Origin of the sequence: Pseudoalteromonas sp. XI10 (assembly GCF_001469895.1) — a bacterium.
In the GTDB taxonomy this organism is placed as follows: domain Bacteria; phylum Pseudomonadota; class Gammaproteobacteria; order Enterobacterales; family Alteromonadaceae; genus Pseudoalteromonas.
Map to the genome: position 1 here is coordinate 212,387 of NZ_LOPY01000052.1, position 22,140 is coordinate 234,526.

Below are 22,140 nucleotides of genomic sequence, written 5' to 3' on the forward strand. Positions count from 1 at the left end.
AAAAGCTAATCGTAAAAAAGCCCGCATTAAGCGGGCTTTTTGTTATCGTTACTTAAACAAACGATTTAAACCATTTAATGCAGCTACGCGATAGGCTTCAGCCATGGTCGGGTAGTTGAACGTGGTATTTACAAAGTAATCAATGTTATTACCGCCGTTCTTTTGTTCCATAATCGCTTGACCGATGTGAACGATTTCAGAGGCACGCTCACCGAAGCAGTGCACACCCAGTACTTCTTTGGTATCAACGTGGAATAAAATCTTTAAGCTACCCACCTCGGTGCCTGCAATTTGTGCACGCGCTAAATGCTTAAATTGAGCACGGCCTACCTCGTAAGGGACTTTTGCTGCTGTTAACTCTTGCTCTGTTTTACCCACTGAGCTCATTTCAGGGATCGTATAAATACCTGCTGGAATATCAATGATCAGCTTCTCATCACAGTTACCACTTGCAATCGCATCGGCTGCAATACGGCCTTGGTCAAATGCCGCACTTGCAAGGCTTGGGTAACCAATGACATCACCTACAGCATAAATGTTGTCAACTTCTGTTTGGTATGTTTCATTCACTCTAAGCTGGCCACGACCATCCGCTTTTAGGCCTACAGCTTCAAGGTTTAATGTATCTGTGTTACCAGTACGACCATTGGCAAATAAAATACAGTCAGCTTTTACGCGCTTGCCTGATTTTAAGTGCATTACCACACAGTCATCGCGAGTTTCTACGCGATCAAACTCTTCATTATGACGAATAACAATACCGCTATTCCAAAAGTGATAGCTTAGAGCATCTGAAATTTCTGCATCCATAAAGGCAAGTAGGCGGTCACGGGTATTCACTAGGTCAACTTTGGCACCTAAGCCTTTAAAAATAGAGGCGTATTCACAACCAATTACACCGGCACCATAAATCAGCACACGATGAGGGTCATCTTCAAGGCCTAAAATGGTATCGCTGTCGTAAATACGTGGATGTTTAAAGTCTACACCCGGTGGACGGTAAGGGCGCGAGCCAGTAGCAATAACGATTGTTTGTGCAGTAAGAGTTTCAAACGAACCGTCTAGGTGCGTCACTTTGATAGTGTGTTTATCAATAAACTCAGCATCACCTTGATACATATGAATGCGGTTACGCTCATAAAAGCTGCTACGTAAATTAGATTGCTTTGAAATGACGTTACTTGCGTGGTGCAAAATATCTGGGAAAGTTAAGCGGTTAGGGCGCTCACTAATATTAAATAGCGGATTTGCTTTATATTCAATATAACGGCTTACAGAATGACGTAATGCTTTTGACGGGATAGTACCCCAGTGCACACAACCGCCGCCTACCGCTTCTTGACGCTCAATAACAGCGACTTTCTTGTTACTTTTAGATAGATTCATGGCGGTACCTTCACCGCCAGGACCTGTACCTATGATGATCGCATCATATTGATAAGATGGAGTATCTTTTTGCTTTACTTGTTGTTTGGCCACAGCCGCTCCTATGTTAACTAAAAGAGGCTTTTAACAACCTCGCATTTAGTGCAAGCCAAGCCTGCTTTTGGTTTTCCCAAGCGGCTTCAAGCTCGTGATATTGTGTCATTAATGCTGATTTTTCACACTGTTTCATCATTTTATTACGTTTGATTTCTAACACGCGTTTTTGCAAGGCACAGAAGTGTTGCAGTTTTTTCAGCAGTAAATCGTACTCAGATTGTAATAATGTAAGCTTATCTTGCGCTAAAGGCAATTTTGCAAGTCGACCTTGAGTCTTATTCATCAAGGTTTCTGCTTTGGCTTTTTCGATTCGCTCAATCGGTGTGCGCTTTAATTTTGAAGCAAGACCGATTGCCGCTAGAGAGCGGATCATCCACTTAGTTGGATCATAGTGATACCACTTAATGCCATTGCGATAGTCGCTAGCAAAAATGTGATGGAAGTTATGATAGCCTTCACCGTATGTGAATAGCGCTAAAAAACCATTATCACGGGCGGTGTTTTTTTCTGTGTATGGACGTGAGCCCCAGATATGCGCCAGCGAGTTGATAAAAAAGGTAAAATGTTGGCTCAATACTAAGCGCAGTAAACCAACCAGTAATAACATGCCCCATACATCGCCAAGCATTAAACCAAGTAGTAAAGGAATACCAAAATTAGTCGCGACGACTAACTTCATATAGTGACGGTGTTGCCACATAACGACTTTGTTTTTTTGTAAGTCACGGCAGTTACTGTAGTTACCGTATTGCTCGCCTTGATAATCGCGCAGCATCCAACCGATGTGGCTATACCAAAAGCCATTAGTAGCGGCGTAAGGGTCTTTGATTGGATCATCAACTTGACCATGGTGAATACGGTGATCGCTACTCCAGTGCAAAGCACTATTTTGTAATGCAAAAGCACCACCTAAGGCAAAAATAACTTCAATAACAGGGTGCACATCATAGGCTTTGTGTGCCCATAAACGGTGATACCCTGCAGTAATAGAGAGTCCGGCGTAGAACATACAGCCAACAAAGGCTATCCACTGTGTACTGGTGTATCCGTAGCTAAAGCCATACCAAGGAACAAGGGTGATCGCGGCCAAAAATGTAAGGCTAAAAAATAGCACATTGGTCCAAATAATCGGTGGTTTTTTCATCTGAATAAATCTCGGCGTACAGTTGTACGCTAAAATAGTGTTTCATTCTCTCCGCGTCAAGTATTAGACTAGCTCATTAACCGAAAAATCATTAAAAATTCACGCTGGGAGTTTCCATGTCGGGTGTTAGAGCGCAACAGAAACAAAAAACACGACAAGCACTAATCGAGGCTGCATTCAATCAATTGAGTGCCGATCATAGTTTTTCTAATTTAAGCTTGCGTGAAGTTGCCCGTGAAGCAGGGATTGCACCCACCTCTTTTTACCGCCACTTTAAAGACATGAATGAGCTCGGTTTGACCATGGTTGATGAAGCCGGTTTAACACTTCGCCAGCTTATGCGCCAAGCGCGTCGCCGTATTGAGAGCGGTGGTAGTGTGATCACGACATCAATCGTTACCTTTATGGAGTTTATCGATAACTCGAGCAACCAATTTAGATTGTTATTGCGTGAGCGCTCAGGAACTTCAAAAGCATTTCGTGCTGCGGTTGCTCGTGAAATTAAACACTTCATTTTAGAGCTTGCGCATTACCTTGAAAGCGAAACACCGTGCGACCCAACTCATGCATACATTCAAGCCGAAGCCATGGTGACTTTAGTATTTAATGCCGGTGCTGAAGCCCTCGATATTGAAGGGACACAACGCGAAGAGCTGGTTGAGCGTTTGATCTGGCAATTACGTTACATTGCTCGCGGTGCCACTTTATATGTGCGTGATAGTAACCAATCGCAAAAGTTAATCTAAGCAATAGAGGCTTTACCTTCCGAAACTTTAAACGTTCAACACACTCAATGAGGGTTAATTAACCTTAAAAATGCATTTTTGTGGATTTTTAATTTCAGCAAGGTGATTTAAAAATCGATTTTGTGGAAAAATTATGCTTGCAAGCTCGTTTTTTGAATGTTAAAAATACAGCCACTGAACACACATTTAGTAAATTAAGATGCAAATTACACACTCAATTACATTAAAACTAAACCTCTTACTGCTTAAATCAGTGAGCGGGGCTTAGTGTATTTGCATTTGTAGAACATTAAAAAACCCCGCAACCGCGGGGTTTTTTTTATCTCGCTAATGGGTCATTGGGAACGAGGACAGTTTATGAAAGATAAGGTTTGGATTTTTGACACAACGTTACGTGATGGTGAGCAAGCATTAAAAGCAAGCCTAACCGAAGACGACAAAATTCAACTTGCGCATACCATTAGCCGCTTAAATGTGGATGTAATGGAAGTGGGTTTTCCGGTATCTAGCCCGGCAGATTTTCGCTCTGTACAGCGCATTGCGACTGAAGTGAAAGGGCCGATTATTTGTGGCTTAGCACGTGCTGTTGCAAAAGATATTGAAGCATGTGGTGAAGCACTTCGCCCAGCAGAGCAGGGCCGTATTCATACATTTATTGCAACCAGTCCATTACACCTTGAGCACAAATTACGTATGAGCTTAGACGATGCAACAGCAATGGCTGTTAAGTCGATTAAACTTGCGCGTAACTACACGGATGACGTTGAGTTTTCGTGTGAAGATGCAGGTCGTACACCGCATTGGGATTTATGCCGCATCGTTGAAAGTGCTATTGATGCGGGTGCATCAACTATCAACTTACCTGACACCGTAGGCTATGTAACGCCAGACGAATACGCCGCGATGATCCACCACTTAATGAATAATGTGCCAAATATCGACAAGGCGCGTTTAAGCGTGCATTGCCACAACGATTTAGGTTTAGCGGTTGCTAACTCAATCGCTGCAGTACAAGCCGGTGCTCGCCAAATCGAATGTACGATTAATGGCATTGGTGAGCGCGCAGGTAATTGCTCGCTTGAAGAAGTGGCGATGATCATGAAGATGCGTGAAGACCACTTAAAAGTTCATACCGATATTCGCAGTGAAGAGATTTACCGTGCTTCGCGCCAAATCGCGAAGATTTGTAATATGCCAGTGCAACCAAACAAAGCAATTGTTGGTGAAAATGCCTTTGCACACAGCTCAGGAATCCACCAAGACGGCGTATTAAAAGCACAAAACACTTACGAAATTATGTCGCCAGAAAGTGTTGGTGTACCAAATAACCAATTAAACATGACTTCGCGTTCAGGTCGTCATGTTATTGAGCATCGTTTAGAAGAGTTAGGCTATCAAAAATCTGATTACGATATGGATAGCTTATACAGCAGCTTCTTAGCATTAGCAGACCAAAAAGGCACTGTGTATGACTACGACTTAGAAGCGATGATTTACTTTAATCAAATCAAAGATAAAGACGAGAAGTACCAACTTGAGTTTGTTAACTCTACGTCTAACTCACAATCAGTGGCGAGCTCAACAATCGGCATGACAATTGATGGCGAGTCTAAGCAAGAGGCAGCAACAGGTAATGGCCCTGTAGAAGCATCATTCTTAGCAATTGAGCGCTTAACGGGTATGTCGGTCGAAATGATTGAATATAACCTAGAAGCAACGGGCCAAGGTGCCAGCTCCCTAGGACAAGTGAATATTATCGCTAAATACGATGGTCGCCCATATCACGGCGCGGGCATTGCAGCGGATGTGGTTGAAGCGTCGGTACGCGCCATGATCCGCGTTTATAACTTAATTTATCGTGCACAAAAAGTGTCTGATTTAAAACAACAGAGGAAAGCAGGATGAGTCAATCGAATTACAGTATCGCAGTATTAGCAGGCGACGGGATTGGTCCAGAAGTTATGGCAGCAGCAGAAACCGTCTTGGATGCTGTAAGCGAAAAATTTGGTTTTACTTTGACTCGTCATCACCACGCGATTGGTGGTGCTGCCATTGATGAGTTTGGTCAGGCACTGCCGCAAAGCACTCTTAGTGCTTGTGAAAATGCCGATGCGATTTTATTTGGCTCAGTAGGTGGCCCTAAGTGGGAAAACTTACCACCGAATGAGCAACCAGAGCGAGCTTCACTGTTGCCACTGCGCAAGCATTTTGGTTTGTTCTGTAATTTACGCCCAGCACAATTATTACCAGCACTAAGCGCTGCGTCACCGCTTCGTGCAGATATCAGCGCACAAGGCTTTGATATCTTATGTGTTCGCGAGCTAACAGGCGGTATTTATTTCGGTGAAAAAGGCCGCAGTGGCGAAGGGGAGCAAGAAGCCGCTTTCGATACCCAAACATATTCACGTAAGGAAATTGAGCGCATCGCACGCTTTGCCTTTGAAGCCGCTAAGCTGCGTAGTAATCATGTTACCTCGGTTGATAAAGCGAATGTGTTAGCGACCAGCGTACTTTGGCGTGAAGTGGTCTCTGAAGTAAGCAAAGACTACCCAGAGGTAAGCCTTGACTACATTTATGTTGATAACGCTGCAATGCAGTTAGTTAAACAGCCAAGTCAGTTTGATGTATTACTTTGCGATAACTTATTTGGCGACATTCTGTCTGATGAGTGCGCGATGATCACCGGCTCTATGGGCTTATTACCATCAGCGAGTTTAAATCAGTCTGGCTTTGGTTTGTATGAGCCAGCTGGTGGCTCAGCACCTGATATCGCTGGTAAAGGGGTTGCAAACCCAATCGCACAAATTTTAAGTGCTGCGCTTATGCTGCGCTACTCACTAGGTCAAGATGAAGCGGCTCGTACGATTGAAAAAGCGGTAGCAGAAGCGGTTGAAGCTGGTGTTGGTACGCCAGATATCTACCCAAATGCAGGGTACACCACTAGTGATGTTGCTGCGGCAATTGTGGCACGTATTTAATTAAAAATTGTTTGCGCTGAGCTCGTCACTCAGCGTAACTAAAATGAGGGAATAGCAAGTGGCCCAAACCTTATACGATAAAATTTGGCAAGCTCATGTAGTCGCCAGCATAAATGATCAAACCGATTTACTTTATATAGACCGTCACTTAGTTCATGAAGTTACATCGCCGCAAGCCTTTGCTGGTTTGCGTGAGAAAAACCGTAAAGTACGTTGCCCAGAAAAAACCTTTGCGACCATGGACCATAACGTTTCAACAAAAAGTCGCTCATTAGATGCTGCGAGTGAAGTGTCGAAAAATCAATTAATGGCACTGGATGCAAACTGTAAAGAGTTTGGTATTCAACTTTATGATTTAAATTCAATTAATCAAGGTATTGTGCATGTAATGGGGCCTGAGCAGGGCATTACCTTACCGGGCACAACCATAGTGTGTGGTGACAGCCATACCTCTACCCATGGTGCATTCGGTGCACTAGCACACGGTATTGGTACTTCAGAAGTTGAGCATGTACTAGCCACTCAAACGCTACAGCAGAAAAAAGCCAAGTCGTTAAAAATTCAAATTAATGGTCGCCTGCGCCCAACTGTTACTGCCAAAGATTTAATCATGGCGGTGATCGGTAAATTAGGCACTGCGGGTGGTACTGGCTATGTTGCTGAATTTTGTGGTGAAGGGATCGAAGCGCTGTCTATGGAAGCGCGTATGACGCTTTGTAATATGAGTATTGAAATGGGCGCAAAAGCGGGTTTAATCGCGCCAGATCAAACAACTTATGATTATTTAAAAGGTCGTCCATTTGCACCACAAGGTGCAGACTTTGATAGTGCCGTTGCTTACTGGCAAACACTAAAAACTGACGAAGGCGCAGAGTTTGATCATGTGGTTGAATTGGAAGCTGCTGATATTCAACCGCAAGTTACTTGGGGCACCAGCCCTGAGCAAGTGATTGGCGTAGATGAATTCATTCCTGATCCTGAGCAAGAACCAGATCTAATCAAAGCTGATGCAATCCGTAGTGCACTAAAATATATGGGCTTAAAAGCAGGTGATAAATTGTCTTCAGCAACTGTTGATACCGTTTTTATTGGCTCATGCACAAATAGCCGAATTGAAGATTTACGTGCTGCTGCGCAAATTGTTGAAGGTAAGCAAGTTGCAGCGGGTGTTGAAGCGCTGATTGTTCCTGGTTCTGGCCTTGTTAAAAAACAAGCCGAAGACGAAGGCCTTGCAGATATCTTCAAAGCAGCTGGCTTTGAATGGCGTGAGCCAGGTTGTTCAATGTGCTTAGCAATGAATGACGATAGATTAGAAGCCGGTAAACGCTGTGCGTCGACCTCAAATCGCAACTTTGAAGGTCGCCAAGGTCGCGGTGGTCGCACTCACTTAGTGAGCCCAGCAATGGCAGCGGCAGCGGCAATTCATGGTCGTTTTGTTGATATCAGAGGAGAAGCCTAATGAGCGTATTTTTTAGTGGCTTAATGGCCCCGTTAGATAAAAACAATGTTGATACTGACCAAATTATTCCAAAGCAGTTTTTAACGTCGACCAGCCGTGATGGCTTTGATGCGGCGCTTTTCTACGATTGGCGTTATCTAGATAACGGCGAGCCAAACCCTGAGTTTATTTTGAACCGCCCTTGTTACCAAGGTGCGCAAATTCTTTTAACTCGCGACAATTTTGGTTGTGGTTCATCGCGTGAGCACGCGCCATGGGCATTAAAGCAATATGGTTTTGAAGTTATCTTAGCAGAAAGCTTTGCTGATATTTTCTTTAATAACTGCGGCAATAACCAAATGCTTGCTATCGCATTACCTGCAGAAACACTTGAGCAATTATTTGTGCTGAGTGAACAGCATGATGATATTCATATCGAAGTTGATTTAGAAAACCAACAACTTCGTAGCGATAAGTTTGACACTATTCACTTTGATATTCGCCATGACATTAAAGAGCGTTTATTAAGTGGCTTGGATTTTATCGGTGTGACTGAAACACTTAACAGCCAAATTGATGCCTTTGAGCAGCAACTAGCAGCAGAACGCCCTTGGCAATAACCTGTTTTTCCATGTGAACCTAAACGCGGCCAAGGCCGCGTTTTTTTGTTATTTATCGTAATTGTTTTCTTTATGGCCATTAAAGCATTAGCCTAGGCTGAAATTTTATTTAGGGAACACACCATGAAATACTTAGTGGCATCGATGCTCGTGGCAGCATCATCAGTAGCGGCTGCACGACCTGCACCGTTAGTGTCAATTCCAAGCCATGATGGCTTTTTTGATAATATTGCTGCCCATTGCGGTAAAGCTTACGAAGGTAAAGTGAGCGTTGATAACGCTGCTGGCCCGAGCTCATTTGCGGGCAAAAAGTTAGTAATGCATGTACGTCGTTGTAACGAGCGTGAGTTACAGGTGCCATTTCATGTAGGTGATGATGCATCTCGTACTTGGATCATTACAAAAACGGGCAGTGGTTTGAGTTTAAAGCATGACCATCGTCATAAAGATGGCAGCGATGATAAATCAACCATGTATGGTGGCCATACTCTTGATGCGGGTTTTGCTAACGCGCAGTCGTTCCCGGCTGATCAGTACTCAAAAGAGTTGTTTGTGAGCCAAGGTATTCCCCAATCAATGGGTAACACGTGGCAAATGTATATTTATCCTAAGCAATTTACGTATCGCTTAGTGCGTGAAGGGCGTGAATTTCGTGTTGACTTTGACTTAACTAAACCTATCACGCCGCCAAGCGCGCCGTGGGGATATGAAGACTAGTGCTATTTAGCTTCGTCTTCACACTGTAAAACAACCGTTAAAGGTGGCTGATAGGCGCGTGGTTTAGTTGGAAAACGTTCATACTCCTGCACCCCATCAGTCACTCTTAGCATAAAAGGTTTATCTCTACATAAGCGACTTGCATGGCGCAGTAAGAATACGCTTTGATTGCGAAAGTGCTTGTAGTCGTCAGACTGAATTTCGAGGTGGTAGCGGCCGTCGGCCAATTTAGTTTGGTAGTAGTGGACTTTTTCGTCAAAGTCATAGAGCTTTTCGGTTTCGTCTTTTGCTGCCTGCGCATTACTGCACCCCGCTAACATTAAAACGGCGCTGATTAATAGTGCTTGTGTACTTCTCACTTCACTCATAAACACTTAACTCCATGTGATTAATACCTTGTTTCATCGTGATGTTGAACCTGAGTTAGCATCCATAGTCAAACTAAGGTAACGTTACGTCTTACATGTAGTCTAACACCCAAAAAGGGAAAATGTGATGCTCAATAAAATAAAACAGCTGTTTTCAGCGCTGAATGATACCCAATCTAGCATTGCTGAGCATGACCTAAAAACCGCCGTTGCTGCGTTATTAATTGAGGTTATGCGTGCAGATAATGAGTTACAAGATGATGAGCAACAGACCCTGAATGAGACCTTAAAGAAGTATTTCTCGCTCAACGAAGAAGAGGTTCAAGAGTTAGTTGCAAGTGCATCGCAAAGCTTAGATGATGCAATAGATTACTTTCAGTTTTCAAAACAAGTTAATGCCCAGTGCAGTGCCGAGCAGCGTATTGAAATCATCGAGCTGTTGTGGCGTTTAGCCTATGCAGATGGCAATTTAGATAAGCATGAAGAAATGGTTATTCGCCGCGTCGCAAGCTTGCTGTATGTAACTCATGAAGACTTTATCGCTGCTAAGCTAGCAGCGACAAAACTAAGCTAGGGCGTGTTGACCTTTGTGGATTAAAATTTGTTCACTCTAGGGGCGAATTAATCGCGGCGCGAGATTTGTAACCTAGTGGGCTAAGTAAAAATCGAGCAACAAAGAGTTAATCGTCCCTAGGAAGAACCCGAAGGGCAGCGCGTGTTTGGCATTGAGACTGCGTTATCGCCTATTTATGTGGAACAACCACACTACATAGGCTCTGCCTTGCCTAAATACCAAACACACTGCTGCAAAATTAATCAAAAGGTCAACACGCCCTTATATTACTTATTTAATTTGCTCGCTACACTCACAAGTTGCTGGGCAAGGCTGGCAACTTGCTCGGCTGTATCAGCATCGCTGATGCGGCCTTGTTCATCTAATTTAGTGTGGATAGCAGGTACTGCGAGTTGATCTGCAAGTACTAAACTACCAATACCTGATAAAATATCACGCACGTGATTTAAACCACGTAAACCACCTAAACCACCCGGTGAAGATGCATAAAGTGCAGTCACTTTATTACGAAATGCAGGTACTGCGCCTTGCTCTGTACGAGATGCCCAATCGATTGCGTTTTTAAGTGGCGCTGTAATTGAGCCATTATATTCTGGGCTTGCTAATAAAATGCCATCAGCAGCGCGAAGCTTATCTTTTAATAATTGTGCGCCAGCAGGTGTACCTTGCGCTTCAATATCTTCATCAAATAATGGTAAGTCTAAATCACTTAATTTAATCACTTCTACTTCAGCACCACTTTCGAGGGCGAAGCGTGCAGCTTCATTAATCAGTTTTTGATTAAAGCTGTCTTTACGTAGGCTGCCTGCTAGGGCAATAATTTTTGGTGCTGTCATGATGGCTTCCTTTTATAAGCTTCACTGTTGATATACTCACTGTAGCAAAAAACAGCTTGCAGAAAAGCCAAATAAACGCAAAACTTATGTGCGTATATGCACACAAGGAGCCGTTATGGCGATTCAATTTGATGATTGGCAAGATGTAAAAGTCGCTTATGAGGTGGCAAGGCTCGGCACGTTAACCGCTGCTGCCGAATCGTTAGGTGTTCACCACAGCACAGTGCTTAGAAGAATCAATAATTTAGAAGATAACCTTGATGCGCGGTTATTCCACCGCCATGCCCGAGGCTATACAGTGACAGAAATAGGCGCTAAGTTGTTTGCGACTGCAAAATCGATTAACGCTGAACTTGAAAAACTTCACAACGATATTATTGCCGCTGATAGCCAACTGCGAGGCAGTTTATTATTAACTACGGTTAGTGGTTTTATTGATGTGCTTAGTGATGTCTGCGAACAGTTTCAAAGTCTGCACCCTCAAGTGCAGCTCGAAGTTATTCTTGAGCAAAACCGTTTACGCCTTGATCATGGTCAGGCGCACATTGCTGTGCGAGCGGGTCCTCGGCCTGATGAAGGCGACTATATTGCCCAGCATTTAGCTGAACTTTCGTCAGGGTTTTATGCCTCTAGAAGTTATATTGAAAAGTATGGCATGCCAAAGAATATTGAGCAGTTGCAACAGCATAGTTTTGTTTCTGGGGTGGCTGGCTATAACGGTAAAGTGCCTTATTTTGCATGGGTTGATCAACATATTGAACCTTCGCAAATTAAGTTACGGGTGTCTGAAACATCAGAAGCTACAAGGGCGATTGTGAGAGGCTTAGGAATTGGTGGTTTACAGCATGAAGTGGCAAGCCAATACCCTGATCTGCTGCCAGTGCTTCCTAAAGAGCTAAACTGGCCAACGGATCTTTGGCTGGTAACGCATCACTTGGTGCATCGCACAGCCAAAGTCCAAGCATTTAGTCAGCTTTTAAAAGCCTATTTTAAAGATTTAAAAGCTTAAACAGACTTTTTAACGCTAATGCCTAGCCGTTTGGCTAGGCGCACAAGGTTGGCTCTATCAACACTTAAGCTGCGTGCTGTGGCTGCCCAGTTTAGGTTATGTAGTTCAAGTTGTTGCATAATTAATTGATAACTAAAAGCGTCAGTAGCCTCTTTCAGCGATAAGCGAGTGGCTTTTTGTTCGTTAACTGCAACAGGACTTGGTGCAGCAACGGTCGTTTTAGCGATATCACAATGCTCAGGCTCGATTGTGACAATGCTTTGTTGCCATTGCTGCTGCTTGGCTTTGAGTGCTGCGCGGCTGATCACATGTTCAAGCTCTCTCACATTGCCTGGCCAATCATACTGACGCAGTAGTAACTGTGTATCGCTACTAAGCTTAAGTTGTTTAATTGCCAGTTTTTTAGATGTTTGCTCAATAAAAAAGCCTGCCAATAAAATAACATCGTTATCGCGCTCTTTTAGTGGTGCAACATACAATGGGTAAACGCTTAAGCGGTGATAAAGGTCTGCACGAAAGCGCCCCGCAGCGACTTCTTGTTTTAAATCGCGGTTGGTAGCTGCAATCACTCTGACATCAACATAACGGCTTTGATCTTCCCCCACCGTTTGTATTTCACCACTTTGTAATACGCGCAATAGCTTACTTTGCATAGCAAGCGGAAGCTCGCCGATTTCATCTAAAAACAGGGTACCACCATTGGCGAGTTGAAACTTACCTTGGCGCGCAGTATGTGCGCCAGTAAATGCGCCTTTACTGTGACCAAAAAACTCACTTTCGGCTAAGCTCTCTGGTAACGATGCGCAGTTTAAGTGGATCAACGGCATGTCGCGGCGTTTTGAGTTTAAATGGATATTGCGTGCAACGAGTTCTTTACCGACGCCTGTATCGCCTTGTATCAATACGCTGAATTCTGAGGCAGCCACCAGCTGAATATCATTTTTAAGGGTCAGCATTGCTTGGCTATTACCAATAATTTCGACACCTTCTCGTGTTAGCGCTTCAAGATTAAGCTGCTGCGCAACTTGATGGTTGTGCTGTGCATGTTGCCTAAAATGCTGCAAGGTTAGGGCATGCTCAACATAACCTGCGGCTAGCTGTTTTAGTTGATTGAGCTCGTTCATTGCTAAAGCGTCAAAGGCATGTTCATCTAAACTATCAAAGGTCAAAACACCGAGTAGTTCGTTGTTGTTTTTGCTGCTCAGCAGCGGCACACCCATGCAGGCATGAACAGGAAAGTCTCCATGCTGGCTTTGTAATAAACCATCGTAAGGGTCGGGCAGGCCACAATCTTTGGCAAATTTTAGCGGTTCACTACCACGGCATATTTCAAATAAGCGCGGATGCTCCGCTATTTTAAAGCGTCTTCCTAACGTATCGTCCGACAACCCATGAAGGGCTACGGGCTTTAACACATCGCCTTGTTTCAATAATAAGGCAACTGCATCACATTCAAGCCAATCATTAATGCAACTCAATAGATAACTGAAATTATGATCAACACTGCTTGCTTTGGTAAGTGCAAGTGCAACATCAAGAAGGGATTTTTTGAGTATCATGTCAATTTGACCTGAATGTGTTTTATTGATGTTTTTAATGGTGTGTCATTTTGACTTATTTATCAAGTGCCCAAATTTAATGCATTGATATTTAATGGTTTTTATTTTTGGCTTGAAGTGTGCAATAGCTAGGGAAATCAAACGCTGAGAGCACTAATGAAAGTCATTAATTTAACTGAACCTATGCCAACTAAGATCAAATTTTATCAACTCAGCCAGTGGCCGTTATGGGCATTAGCATTTCGGCCTTTTTTCTTGGCGGCAGGTGCCTTAGCTGTATTTGCTATGAGTTACTGGTTTTTAATCTTGGCGGGCTATGCACAGTGGCACCTAACAATGCCCGCAACGCTTTGGCATGCTCACGAAATGCTGTTTGGCTTTGCAGGCGTGGTTGCCATGGGCTTTTTGCTCACCGCCGCACAAACATGGACAGGTGTGGCGAGTGTAAGTGGTATTAAGCTTTGTTTGCTTAGCATGATTTGGCTTGCTGCAAGGCTTAGTTTTTTTATTGAGATTGCGGGGTTCGAGCAGCTAAACCTTTATATTGTTAGTGCTTTACAACTCGTTTGGTGGCTAGCTGGAATTATTATTTTAGCTGACATGCTGATACAGGCGAAAAGCAGCCATAACTACTTATTTGTTGTCATCGCATCTTTGCTCTGTGCACTCAATGTGATTTTTTTGAGCTTAGTTGTACTTAATAAAATGTCGCTGGCACTGGGGGTTGTTGATACCGCTGTACTTATCATGACACTGCTAGTTGGTGTTGTCGCTGGGCGAGTTGTGCCATTTTTTACCTCGCGCGGCCTTAACCTAAGTGAACAAGTTAGAACCCCCAAGCTCGATAAATTAGTCGTATTTAGCTCATTTTTCGCCATTGCGTGGTTTTTTATGAGTCAGCTATTTTTTAGCGCAATGAGCACCGGTTGGGTTTTTGCTTGGCTTGCTTGTTTACATTCAGCTCGGTGTGTTTTGTGGTGGCATAAAGGGATTTTAAAAGTGCCTTTGCTATGGTCATTACACGTGGCTTATTGGGCTTTATCGGTTGGTTTAATACTTATCGCGCTGAGCTATTTCAGCCCTATTATCTTATTCAAAGATGCGCTTCATCTGATCACTGTTGGCACCATAGGTGTGATGATCATCGCCATGATGGTACGTGTCTCTCATGGTCACACTGGGCGCGCATTACAAGCCCCTGCGTACATTAGTTTGGCATTTGTACTCATTGTGATAGCTGCCATTGTACGTTCGTTACTTCCCGTTTATTTAGGTCATCACCTTGCATGGCAGTTAAGTGCGTTGCTGTGGGTTGCTGGCTTTAGCTTATTTTTATTTCATTGTGCGCCCATCTTAGTGAATCGTCGTGTTGATGGTCGCCGTGGTTAATCTCTCCAATAGGAAAAACTATGTTATCTGAAAAAACGATCCAGATTGTTAAAAGTACCTTGCCTTTGCTTGCACAAGCAGGCCCTCAAGTGACTGAGTATTTTTATGATCGTATGTTTAGCTACAACCCGGAGCTTAAAAATATTTTTAATATGACACATCAGCAATCGGGCTCTCAGCAATTTGCGCTGTTTAATGCCTTAGCTGCCTACGCGGCAAATATTGATAACTTGGCAGTGTTAAAAGGTGCGCTGGCGCGCATCAATCATAAACACACCAGTTACCATATTTTGCCAGAGCATTATCCTATTGTTGGTGGACATTTGATTGCGACTTTAAAAGAGTTATTGCCAGAACAATTTACCCCTGAGGTCGAGTATGCATGGCGTGAAGCCTATTCGTTATTAGCTGATGTATGTATTAATGAGGAGATGTCGCTATATCAAAAAACCAAAAAGGCACTGGGAGGTTGGTTTGGTACCCGTACTTTCACTATTACAGAAAAACGTATGGAGTCATCGCAAATTTGTAGTTTCACATTAACGCCTGTCGATACAAAGCCTGTAGTGGCGTATTTACCGGGCCAATATTTAGGGATTAAAGTAACGCCTGCAAACAGTGATTTAACGCAAGTGAGGCAATACTCTTTATCGCAGCAAAGTAATGGTCGTAATTACCGAATTAGCGTGAAAAAAGAAGGCTTAGTATCTAACTACCTACATAGCTTAACTGAGGGTGATGAGGTAGAAATTTACCCACCCGCAGGCGACTTTGTGCTTCGCGAAATTGACTCGCCTGTTGTATTGATTTCAGCGGGAGTTGGTCAAACCCCGATGATGGCGATGCTCGAAACACTATTAAGTAATCAACCTAATCAGCCAATTCATTACCTGCATGCTTGCGACAGTGAGACGCAGTTTGCCTTTAAAGAGTACTTATTTAAGCAACAGCAAGCGCACGCTTCATTACATTGTGTTACCTGGTTTAAAGATGGCAAGGGGGGCGATTTTGCGGGCTTAATGGATGTAAACCACATCGCTGACAGCTTACTAATTAGTAAAGGTGACTTTTACCTGTGTGGCCCAATCGCATTTATGGCAATGATAAAAGAGCAACTACTAGGTATTGGGGTTGCAAGTGAACGCATTCATTATGAGGTGTTTGGCCCTCACCAAAGCCTATGATGTAAAAGGCGCAGCTGAAGCTGCGCCTTTTTGTTAGTTTACTTCGCAATCTACATTAGGAAGTGGAATACGGAGCTCTTTTTTGGGGTAGTAAAGCAGGCATTGCTCGCCCGCCTTTTGCAACACAAACTTCTCTGAAGGAATTGAATGGGCCCCCATAATTGGCAGACCATCAGGCCCTTTGTTGGTGCCGTGGTCAATCAGCAACTCTGCACTTTTAGTAAACACATCATCGGCTAAGGTGACCAGAGCACCGCCCTTAGCAGACTGAATAGCCTGCTGTATATCAGTAATCACTCCCGGGTTTACCCGAACAAGCGTAGCATCTTGCGGTTGCTCCGCTTGAGTACTTTTACAGCCTGCGATGCTTGCCAGTAAGGTGCAGGTTAATAACAATGCTTTATTCATTATCACCTTCCTTAGCTGGTAGCGGACGGGTTAAATCCATATTATTTTTGTAAAGTGTAGTATTGGCTTTTAGCGCAATACCAGCTTCATCAGCAGCATAAGATGAGGTTGTCGCTTGCTTAGCTGTGACACTTTGCGTTACCACTGGGCAACTATCATTCTCAATATGATAAAGCGCTGCACTCAGAAGTGTTTCATCACTATCACCTAACTGGTGGTTAAAGTCGTCATCGAGTTCACAGCCTTTTACATCTGCATCGAATTGCGGTGAAGGAGTTGGTACTAAGCCGTCAGAGTATTCGCCAAAGCCTTTGTAATTCACACCCGTTAGCTGAATGGTGTAGTAAGTGGTTGCACAGTTATGCGTTGGGGTAAAACCATATGGTTTACCGCAGGTTTTACCACCTATTAAAACAACTTCAGTATCTATACCTTTTAAGCCATTGATAAGTGCTTCTGATGCTGAACACGTATTATCAGTGCTGAGTACATAGACTTTCGATAAATTTAAGTCGGGGAGAGTGTTACCTGTTCCCTCGAAAGTAGAATAATCGACTTCAATATCAATAAATGGATATGGATCGCTCTCGGGCTGCTTGTCATTTTCAATGACTTGATAGTAAAAATAGTCACTCGTATTAGCTGGACCTGCAATCATATAGGCAAGTTGTGAAGAAAGCGCTAATAAACCACCGCCATTGTATCTAAGGTCGATCACAAGCTCGTCGATATTGTCGGTTTTGAACTTGTTCACAGCACTTATCAGCTCAGGCTGAGCAATACTTATATGGCTGTTAAACTGCATGTAGCCAACTTTAGTGCCATCTCCTGTGGTAATAGTATCGACATTTTGTACAGGTGTTTGGGTTATATTACCTGCGACTAGAGTAAATGATTTTTCGGTGCCATCATTACTGCGTACAACAAAATTGTGCGAGTCGCCAGCTGTCGGTCCAAATAGCGCTTCATTTAGAATATCTACACCTTGTTGAGTATTAGTGTCAATGCTGACGTCGTCGACCATTAAAATAGTATCACCGCGTTGTAAGCCTGCATTTGCAGCTGGTGAGTCACTCTCTAAATAGGCTACACGTAACTCTCGTGGCGGAACATTACTGATAAATGCCCAGTTAATTCCATAGCCAGAAACCACACCTGATTGCGACTCTTGAAAATACTCTTCTGTTGGCCTGCTGAAATGGAATTGATCTTTATAAGCACCAGAGTCTGTTGTTTCGAAGGTTTTTAATTGATCAAAATAAGCGGCGACAGAGCTGAAGTTATCTGGGTCATTGTCTTCTATTTCATCGTACCAAAGATAGGTTTCGTCACTCCATGAACGTAGCCACATCTTCTCAGTAAACTCAGAGCCTGCTGTATCTGGGTAAGGTTGATTATCGTTATATGGATCATTGCCAGTTCGCGGTACAGCGCATTGATCTTTAAATTCGCTTGATGGCTCAAAAACACCAGCCGTCCAAGTGGGTTCAGAAGTTGTTGGTGGTGGATTCGTGGTATCGGTATTGCTCGATGATCCACCGCCACCGCCGCCGCAGCCAGATAAAGACATGCCTGAAGCCGCTAAGAAGACAGCTAAAGCGAGTTTGTTATTTTTAAACATGGTGCTTCCTTTCTTATATAAATTGTTTAAAAACTAACAATTACTTAATCTGAAAGCAATAAATTATAGTGTCTAAAATGTAAACGAATGTGCTGCTAGTTATAAAGATTTGCGATTACTAATTTCAGCTATTTCAAGCTTTTGCCACGATTCAAATAATTTACGTTGTTTGTCAGATATTTTTAAGCCATAGGTTTTTTGCATATAAAAATAGGTATCGGCTATTTGCTTTCTTGCATAAATGGGTGGCTCAAATACGCGTTGCTTAAAGTCAACTTTTACAGGGCATGCTCCGTAACTTGCACTTGATGATGACACCATGCCGTAGCGAAAGTTTGAGCGGTCAGCATTGATCTCGCCTATAGCAGGTGCAAGGTTATTAATGTCGGCTTCCATTTGACGAAACTTTTCACTGACCTTTTTACAGTTTTTGCGACCGCCATTCTGCCAGCATTGTAATTGATGACCAAACTCCCAGGCAGGCACAATGTGCTCCCACTCTATTCTTTTTGCGCGAGCATTCTCTTTTCCTGAGCGGGTGACAGAGTTTCTAGGAATATAACCACAAGCATCAGGGTCTGGCACAAGTTTTTTACCTTGGCGCTTGATATCGCAACCACAATATAAGCTTTTACTGTTGCTTGGTAGATTCTTAATTAAATGCTTTTTGGCACTGTAAAAGCTCGAAAACTCTTTAGCGGATATAGGAAAAGTGAAAATAAAACAAAGGGCTAAGTATAGAAATAAACGCATATCCATCACATCAGTGAACTACAGGAACAGCTATTCTAGAGCGACTATTCTAAAAAGGAAAAGTTTTTCAACTCAGCTATAGTTGTTAAGCCGTTTTTATTAAAGGAATTACAACCATGTTATTAGGTGCTTTTTCTGTAAGTCTAAATGTAAAAGATATTCATGCTTCAAAGCTGTTTTATGAAAAGCTAGGTTTCAAAGAGTTTGCTGGGGAGATAGAACAGCATTGGCTAATAATGAAAAACGGTGAACATTTAATTGGTTTGTTTCAAGGTATGTTTGATAAAACCATGCTGACCTTTAACCCAGGGTGGGATCAAAATGCTGAAGCTTTGGATGAATTTGCAACCTTTGAGCAATTAGCTGCACAATTTCAGCAACAAGGATTAGAAATACAAAAGGCCGGTGACGCGAGTTTTATTATCACCGACCCAGATGGCAATCCTATTTTGATTGACCAACACGTGTAGCTGGCTTTTTACGTTTAATTCGAACGTTTTGTAGTAACAAGAGAACTCCTGTAATACAAAATAGTACGCTGGTGGCTGAGAAGCTGATGAGTAGTGGATTGTTAAAGTTCTCACGCTCATCATAATCCATAATGTGTAGCATCCAGAAAAAGTCGAAAATGCGCCACAGGGTGCTGCGCACAGTTATAACTTTACCGGTTTGGCTATCTAAATATAGGGTTGTTGTTAACCAATCATCGAAGCTCACTTGCCAAACATTGGCTTTGTGACCGATTTCTCTAGGCCCTTTTGTTAATAACTGCGCTTGCGTTATTTTTGCGTCAATAAGCAGGTGGGCTTGCGCATTTTCAATGATTTGCGCTTTACTCGGTGCAGGCATTTTAGCACCTGTTCTGCCATCAAAAATAAACGTACCGCTAGAGGATGTAACTTCTATAATCGGGGTATTTAAAAAATGGCTATATTTAATACCCTCGATTTGCTCGAATTGCGCTGTTATTTTATCAATTGAAGTAGGGTAGTCCGACAATAAAAATGGGCTACTTAAACTGCGATTAGCCAGATGCTTACCATGCACTTTTTCAAGTGGTAATGAGCTCATTACCAGCCCACCTAAGAGCCAAAAAAAGATCTGCAAAGCAAGTAAGTAGCCAAGCCATTTATGCCCTTTACGAGCATACTTAAACAGGCGTTTATTCATTATTACCCCGTTATTATTGTTATGTGGGCGCTATTTTAGGTTGTTTAGCTAGATTGCCAATGCGGCATAATGTCGCATTAACTGTATTCTAGATTTGGTATATATACAAAACTGAGTTAAAGTTTCAGTCGATATAAATAGAGGGTAAAAACGAGAGTATGTCGGAAATTCAATTTTTAAATGTAGATCTGGAGCTTGAGTCAAAGCACGATATTAGTGCGCTTGTTGCTGATTTGAAGAAAAACGCCATGGTTTTACATTATGACCAAGATGAATACCGCCAACTAGCACGTATTGAAGCAACCGCAGATATCAGCTCTCCAGATAAAGCAATTAACCAGCTTTGCGAGCTTATTGAGTCTTGCTCGCGTAATGCATTAAAACAGTGGTTATCGTGCTCAAAGCGTACATTTGATATAGGCTTTGAATCAGGTAATTCGCCTAAATGCTTTAACCAACCCCTGCATGCCGATACCTTGTTACGTATCTCTGCAATTGGCGCAGGGATTGAAATTACTATTTATCCTGTCGAAAAATAGCCTGAATTTATCGCTCTACAACAGCTGCGGTCATTCTTGATACGCAGCAAAGCTCTCCTGCGGCATTGGTAATTTTAATATCCCAAACAGAAGTTCGCTTACCTAAATGCAGCGGTCTCGCAGTTGCTGTTAACGTTCCTTTGCGTGACGCTTTCATGTGGTTGGCATTAATTTCTTGGCCAACAGCATAAAACTTATCGAAATCAACCACGAAATTGGCTGCATAACTTGCCACTGTCTCTGCTAATACAACGTTTGCTCCGCCATGGACCATGCCCATAGGGTTATGATGCTCAGGAATAGCAGGCATGGTTGCCATTAAATAATCATCGCCAATTTCAGTCACCTCAATGCCCATAGTTTTCATTAAAGTGCCTTGACCGGTAATCCCTTGTTCCAGCTCTTTGCAAAGCTCTAACGTGATTGGTTGTTGCCAAATACTCATTGTGTTTCCTTAGCCTGCTAATTAAAGCTAATACCTTATGGCATCTTTCGGTGTGGTTCAATGTTAGTTTTGTAGCAATATGATGGGGTTAATTTAAATTTGCGATTTTCAAATAACTGTATATACTCACAGTTAAATGTACTGTATGGAAAACCAGTTGTATGCGCCCATTAACTAAACGCCAATCGCAAATTTTAGAACTAATTAAAGTCTTTATTAAAGATACAGGCATGCCACCTACGCGTGCTGAAATAGCTCAAACATTGGGTTTTAAAAGTGCCAACGCTGCTGAAGAACACCTAAAAGCACTGGCAAAAAAAGGCATGATCAAAATGAAGCCTGGGGCGAGTCGCGGTATTCAGTTAATTGAAGAAGATGAGCCAGAGCAACTAGGCTTACCTTTAATTGGCCGTGTTGCAGCTGGTGAACCTATTTTGGCGCAAGAGCATGTTGAAAGTCATTGCCAAGTTGATCCTTCATTATTTAAACCTGCAGCCGATTTCTTACTGCGTGTAAATGGCATGAGTATGAAAGACATTGGTATTATGGATGGCGATTTGCTTGCAGTACATAGAACACAAGTTGCTGAAAATGGGCAAGTAGTTGTAGCTCGAGTCGATGAAGATGTAACAGTTAAGCGTCTAGAAAAAGCGGGTCGCAAAGTACTTTTACATGCTGAGAACGAAGAGTTTTCGCCTATTGAGGTTGACCTTGAGCATGAGTCGTTCAACATCGAGGGGTTAGCGGTAGGTGTTATTCGTAACGCTGACTGGATGTAAATGTTCCCAATTTGGTGCATCAAATTGACTCAATTTGGTGCGCCGCTGAAATTTTACTACTTACTTAGGATTTGTGAATCCTTACTCTTCATTTAAAGCCTTATATGGCGCAGTTTTCCTCTCTTTTTATATTTCGTTCTTACTCCTAAACATTAAATAACGCGCTGATTATAGTTGTTATTTCTGCACCAAAATAAACATTTATTATCATTAAAACTTGCTTATTGGTCATTTTTTAACTAATTGGTTAATACACTGTATTAACACCTAATTAATAAAAAGACACAAAAATGTGCGAGGTGTTAGTCAAAGGGTCGGTATCATAAGTGGGTCAAAATGATACGTAGTCGCTCTGAACAATAAGAAAAACGAATGGGCACC

At 42.7% G+C, this 22,140-nt stretch carries 23 protein-coding genes; 13 read left to right on the plus strand and 10 right to left on the minus strand.

Translation table 11 applies throughout. The features are described from left to right. Nucleotides 1-48: 48 nt before the first annotated feature. Together sthA and AUR67_RS16725 are read right to left on the minus strand one after the other, a co-directional pair. Nucleotides 49-1,479, minus strand: coding sequence for a Si-specific NAD(P)(+) transhydrogenase (gene sthA, locus AUR67_RS16720; RefSeq protein ID WP_058586120.1), 1,431 nt, complete (start codon nt 1,477-1,479; stop codon nt 49-51). Nucleotides 1,480-1,492: 13 nt separating this feature from the next. Further along, a complete protein-coding gene (locus AUR67_RS16725) occupies nt 1,493-2,626 on the minus strand; it encodes an acyl-CoA desaturase (RefSeq protein WP_058586121.1) in 1,134 nt (377 codons plus the stop codon). A gap of 116 nt (nt 2,627-2,742) precedes the next feature. Between AUR67_RS16725 and fabR the strand changes: the two genes are divergently transcribed. The 6 genes from fabR to AUR67_RS16755 all read left to right on the plus strand — a co-directional run bounded on the left by fabR (nt 2,743) and on the right by AUR67_RS16755 (nt 9,125). After that, entirely contained in the window at nt 2,743-3,372 is a 630-nt protein-coding gene (gene fabR / locus AUR67_RS16730; RefSeq protein ID WP_054562898.1) for an HTH-type transcriptional repressor FabR, read from the plus strand. A gap of 357 nt (nt 3,373-3,729) precedes the next feature. Continuing rightward, a complete protein-coding gene (gene leuA, locus AUR67_RS16735; RefSeq protein WP_054562897.1) occupies nt 3,730-5,277 on the plus strand; it encodes a 2-isopropylmalate synthase in 1,548 nt (515 codons plus the stop codon). Next, nucleotides 5,274-6,350: a 3-isopropylmalate dehydrogenase gene (leuB, locus tag AUR67_RS16740; RefSeq protein ID WP_054554475.1), complete on the plus strand. Its 1,077-nt coding sequence runs from the start codon at nt 5,274-5,276 to the stop codon at nt 6,348-6,350. The genes leuA and leuB overlap by 4 nt, the downstream gene beginning before the upstream one ends. Nucleotides 6,351-6,408: 58 nt before the next feature. Then, complete coding sequence (gene leuC, locus AUR67_RS16745; protein WP_058586122.1) at nt 6,409-7,809, plus strand: 3-isopropylmalate dehydratase large subunit; 1,401 nt, start codon at nt 6,409-6,411, stop codon at nt 7,807-7,809. Then, nucleotides 7,809-8,408 (plus strand): 3-isopropylmalate dehydratase small subunit, encoded by a 600-nt coding sequence (gene leuD, locus AUR67_RS16750; protein WP_054562894.1) that lies wholly within the window; start codon nt 7,809-7,811, stop codon nt 8,406-8,408. Before leuC ends, leuD begins: the two co-directional genes overlap by 1 nt. A 123-nt stretch (nt 8,409-8,531) precedes the next feature. Then, the gene (locus tag AUR67_RS16755) at nt 8,532-9,125 is read left to right on the plus strand and encodes a hypothetical protein (protein WP_054562892.1); all 594 of its coding nucleotides are present in this window, start codon (nt 8,532-8,534) and stop codon (nt 9,123-9,125) included. Between the two features lie 2 nt (nt 9,126-9,127). Here the strand turns inward: AUR67_RS16755 and AUR67_RS16760 are convergent, their stop codons facing one another. Beyond that, nucleotides 9,128-9,493 (minus strand): hypothetical protein, encoded by a 366-nt coding sequence (locus tag AUR67_RS16760; RefSeq protein ID WP_058586123.1) that lies wholly within the window; start codon nt 9,491-9,493, stop codon nt 9,128-9,130. 127 nt (nt 9,494-9,620) lie between these two features. On the opposite strand from AUR67_RS16760, the gene AUR67_RS16765 reads away from it, so the two are divergent. After that, nucleotides 9,621-10,067, plus strand: a complete 447-nt coding sequence (locus AUR67_RS16765) for a TerB family tellurite resistance protein (protein WP_058586124.1) — start codon at nt 9,621-9,623, stop codon at nt 10,065-10,067. Nucleotides 10,068-10,333: 266 nt separating this feature from the next. Here AUR67_RS16765 and AUR67_RS16770 read toward each other — a convergent pair whose 3' ends face one another. After that, entirely contained in the window at nt 10,334-10,903 is a 570-nt protein-coding gene (locus AUR67_RS16770; protein WP_054562889.1) for an NADPH-dependent FMN reductase, read from the minus strand. A 115-nt stretch (nt 10,904-11,018) separates the two neighbouring features. Between AUR67_RS16770 and AUR67_RS16775 the strand changes: the two genes are divergently transcribed. Continuing rightward, complete coding sequence (locus AUR67_RS16775; protein WP_058586125.1) at nt 11,019-11,912, plus strand: LysR family transcriptional regulator; 894 nt, start codon at nt 11,019-11,021, stop codon at nt 11,910-11,912. On the opposite strand, the gene norR is transcribed toward AUR67_RS16775, so the two are convergent. Further along, nucleotides 11,909-13,471 carry a nitric oxide reductase transcriptional regulator NorR gene (norR, locus tag AUR67_RS16780; RefSeq protein ID WP_058586126.1) on the minus strand — a complete coding sequence of 521 codons (1,563 nt, stop codon included), beginning with the start codon at nt 13,469-13,471 and terminating at the stop codon, nt 11,909-11,911. The genes AUR67_RS16775 and norR overlap by 4 nt on opposite strands. 156 nt (nt 13,472-13,627) lie before the next feature. Here norR and AUR67_RS16785 point away from each other — a divergent pair, with 156 nt between their 5' ends. Together AUR67_RS16785 and hmpA are read left to right on the plus strand one after the other, a co-directional pair. Beyond that, nucleotides 13,628-14,860 (plus strand): NnrS family protein, encoded by a 1,233-nt coding sequence (locus AUR67_RS16785; protein ID WP_058586127.1) that lies wholly within the window; start codon nt 13,628-13,630, stop codon nt 14,858-14,860. Nucleotides 14,861-14,880: 20 nt separating this feature from the next. Beyond that, on the plus strand, nt 14,881-16,044 hold the full coding sequence (gene hmpA / locus AUR67_RS16790) for an NO-inducible flavohemoprotein (protein ID WP_058586128.1): 1,164 nt from the start codon (nt 14,881-14,883) through the stop codon (nt 16,042-16,044). 33 nt (nt 16,045-16,077) lie between these two features. Here the strand turns inward: hmpA and AUR67_RS16795 are convergent, their stop codons facing one another. The 3 genes from AUR67_RS16795 to AUR67_RS16805 form a co-directional block, all read right to left on the minus strand. Further along, nucleotides 16,078-16,452: a hypothetical protein gene (locus AUR67_RS16795; RefSeq protein WP_058586129.1), complete on the minus strand. Its 375-nt coding sequence runs from the start codon at nt 16,450-16,452 to the stop codon at nt 16,078-16,080. Next, nucleotides 16,445-18,073, minus strand: a complete 1,629-nt coding sequence (locus tag AUR67_RS16800; protein WP_058586130.1) for a S41 family peptidase — start codon at nt 18,071-18,073, stop codon at nt 16,445-16,447. The genes AUR67_RS16795 and AUR67_RS16800 overlap by 8 nt, the downstream gene beginning before the upstream one ends. A 99-nt stretch (nt 18,074-18,172) precedes the next feature. After that, complete coding sequence (locus AUR67_RS16805) at nt 18,173-18,826, minus strand: endonuclease (RefSeq protein ID WP_058586194.1); 654 nt, start codon at nt 18,824-18,826, stop codon at nt 18,173-18,175. Between the two features lie 116 nt (nt 18,827-18,942). Between AUR67_RS16805 and AUR67_RS16810 the strand changes: the two genes are divergently transcribed. After that, complete coding sequence (locus AUR67_RS16810) at nt 18,943-19,296, plus strand: VOC family protein (protein WP_058586131.1); 354 nt, start codon at nt 18,943-18,945, stop codon at nt 19,294-19,296. Here the strand turns inward: AUR67_RS16810 and AUR67_RS16815 are convergent. Then, nucleotides 19,271-19,996, minus strand: coding sequence for a hypothetical protein (locus AUR67_RS16815; RefSeq protein WP_058586132.1), 726 nt, complete (start codon nt 19,994-19,996; stop codon nt 19,271-19,273). The genes AUR67_RS16810 and AUR67_RS16815 overlap by 26 nt on opposite strands. Before the next feature lie 158 nt (nt 19,997-20,154). Here AUR67_RS16815 and AUR67_RS16820 point away from each other — a divergent pair, with 158 nt between their 5' ends. After that, nucleotides 20,155-20,535: a hypothetical protein gene (locus AUR67_RS16820; protein ID WP_054554459.1), complete on the plus strand. Its 381-nt coding sequence runs from the start codon at nt 20,155-20,157 to the stop codon at nt 20,533-20,535. A 7-nt stretch (nt 20,536-20,542) separates the two neighbouring features. Here the strand turns inward: AUR67_RS16820 and AUR67_RS16825 are convergent, their stop codons facing one another. Beyond that, on the minus strand, nt 20,543-20,980 hold the full coding sequence (locus tag AUR67_RS16825) for a PaaI family thioesterase (protein WP_058586133.1): 438 nt from the start codon (nt 20,978-20,980) through the stop codon (nt 20,543-20,545). 161 nt (nt 20,981-21,141) lie between these two features. On the opposite strand from AUR67_RS16825, the gene lexA reads away from it, so the two are divergent. Beyond that, nucleotides 21,142-21,759, plus strand: coding sequence for a transcriptional repressor LexA (lexA, locus tag AUR67_RS16830; protein WP_054554457.1), 618 nt, complete (start codon nt 21,142-21,144; stop codon nt 21,757-21,759). The last annotated feature ends 381 nt before the right edge of the window (nt 21,760-22,140 follow it).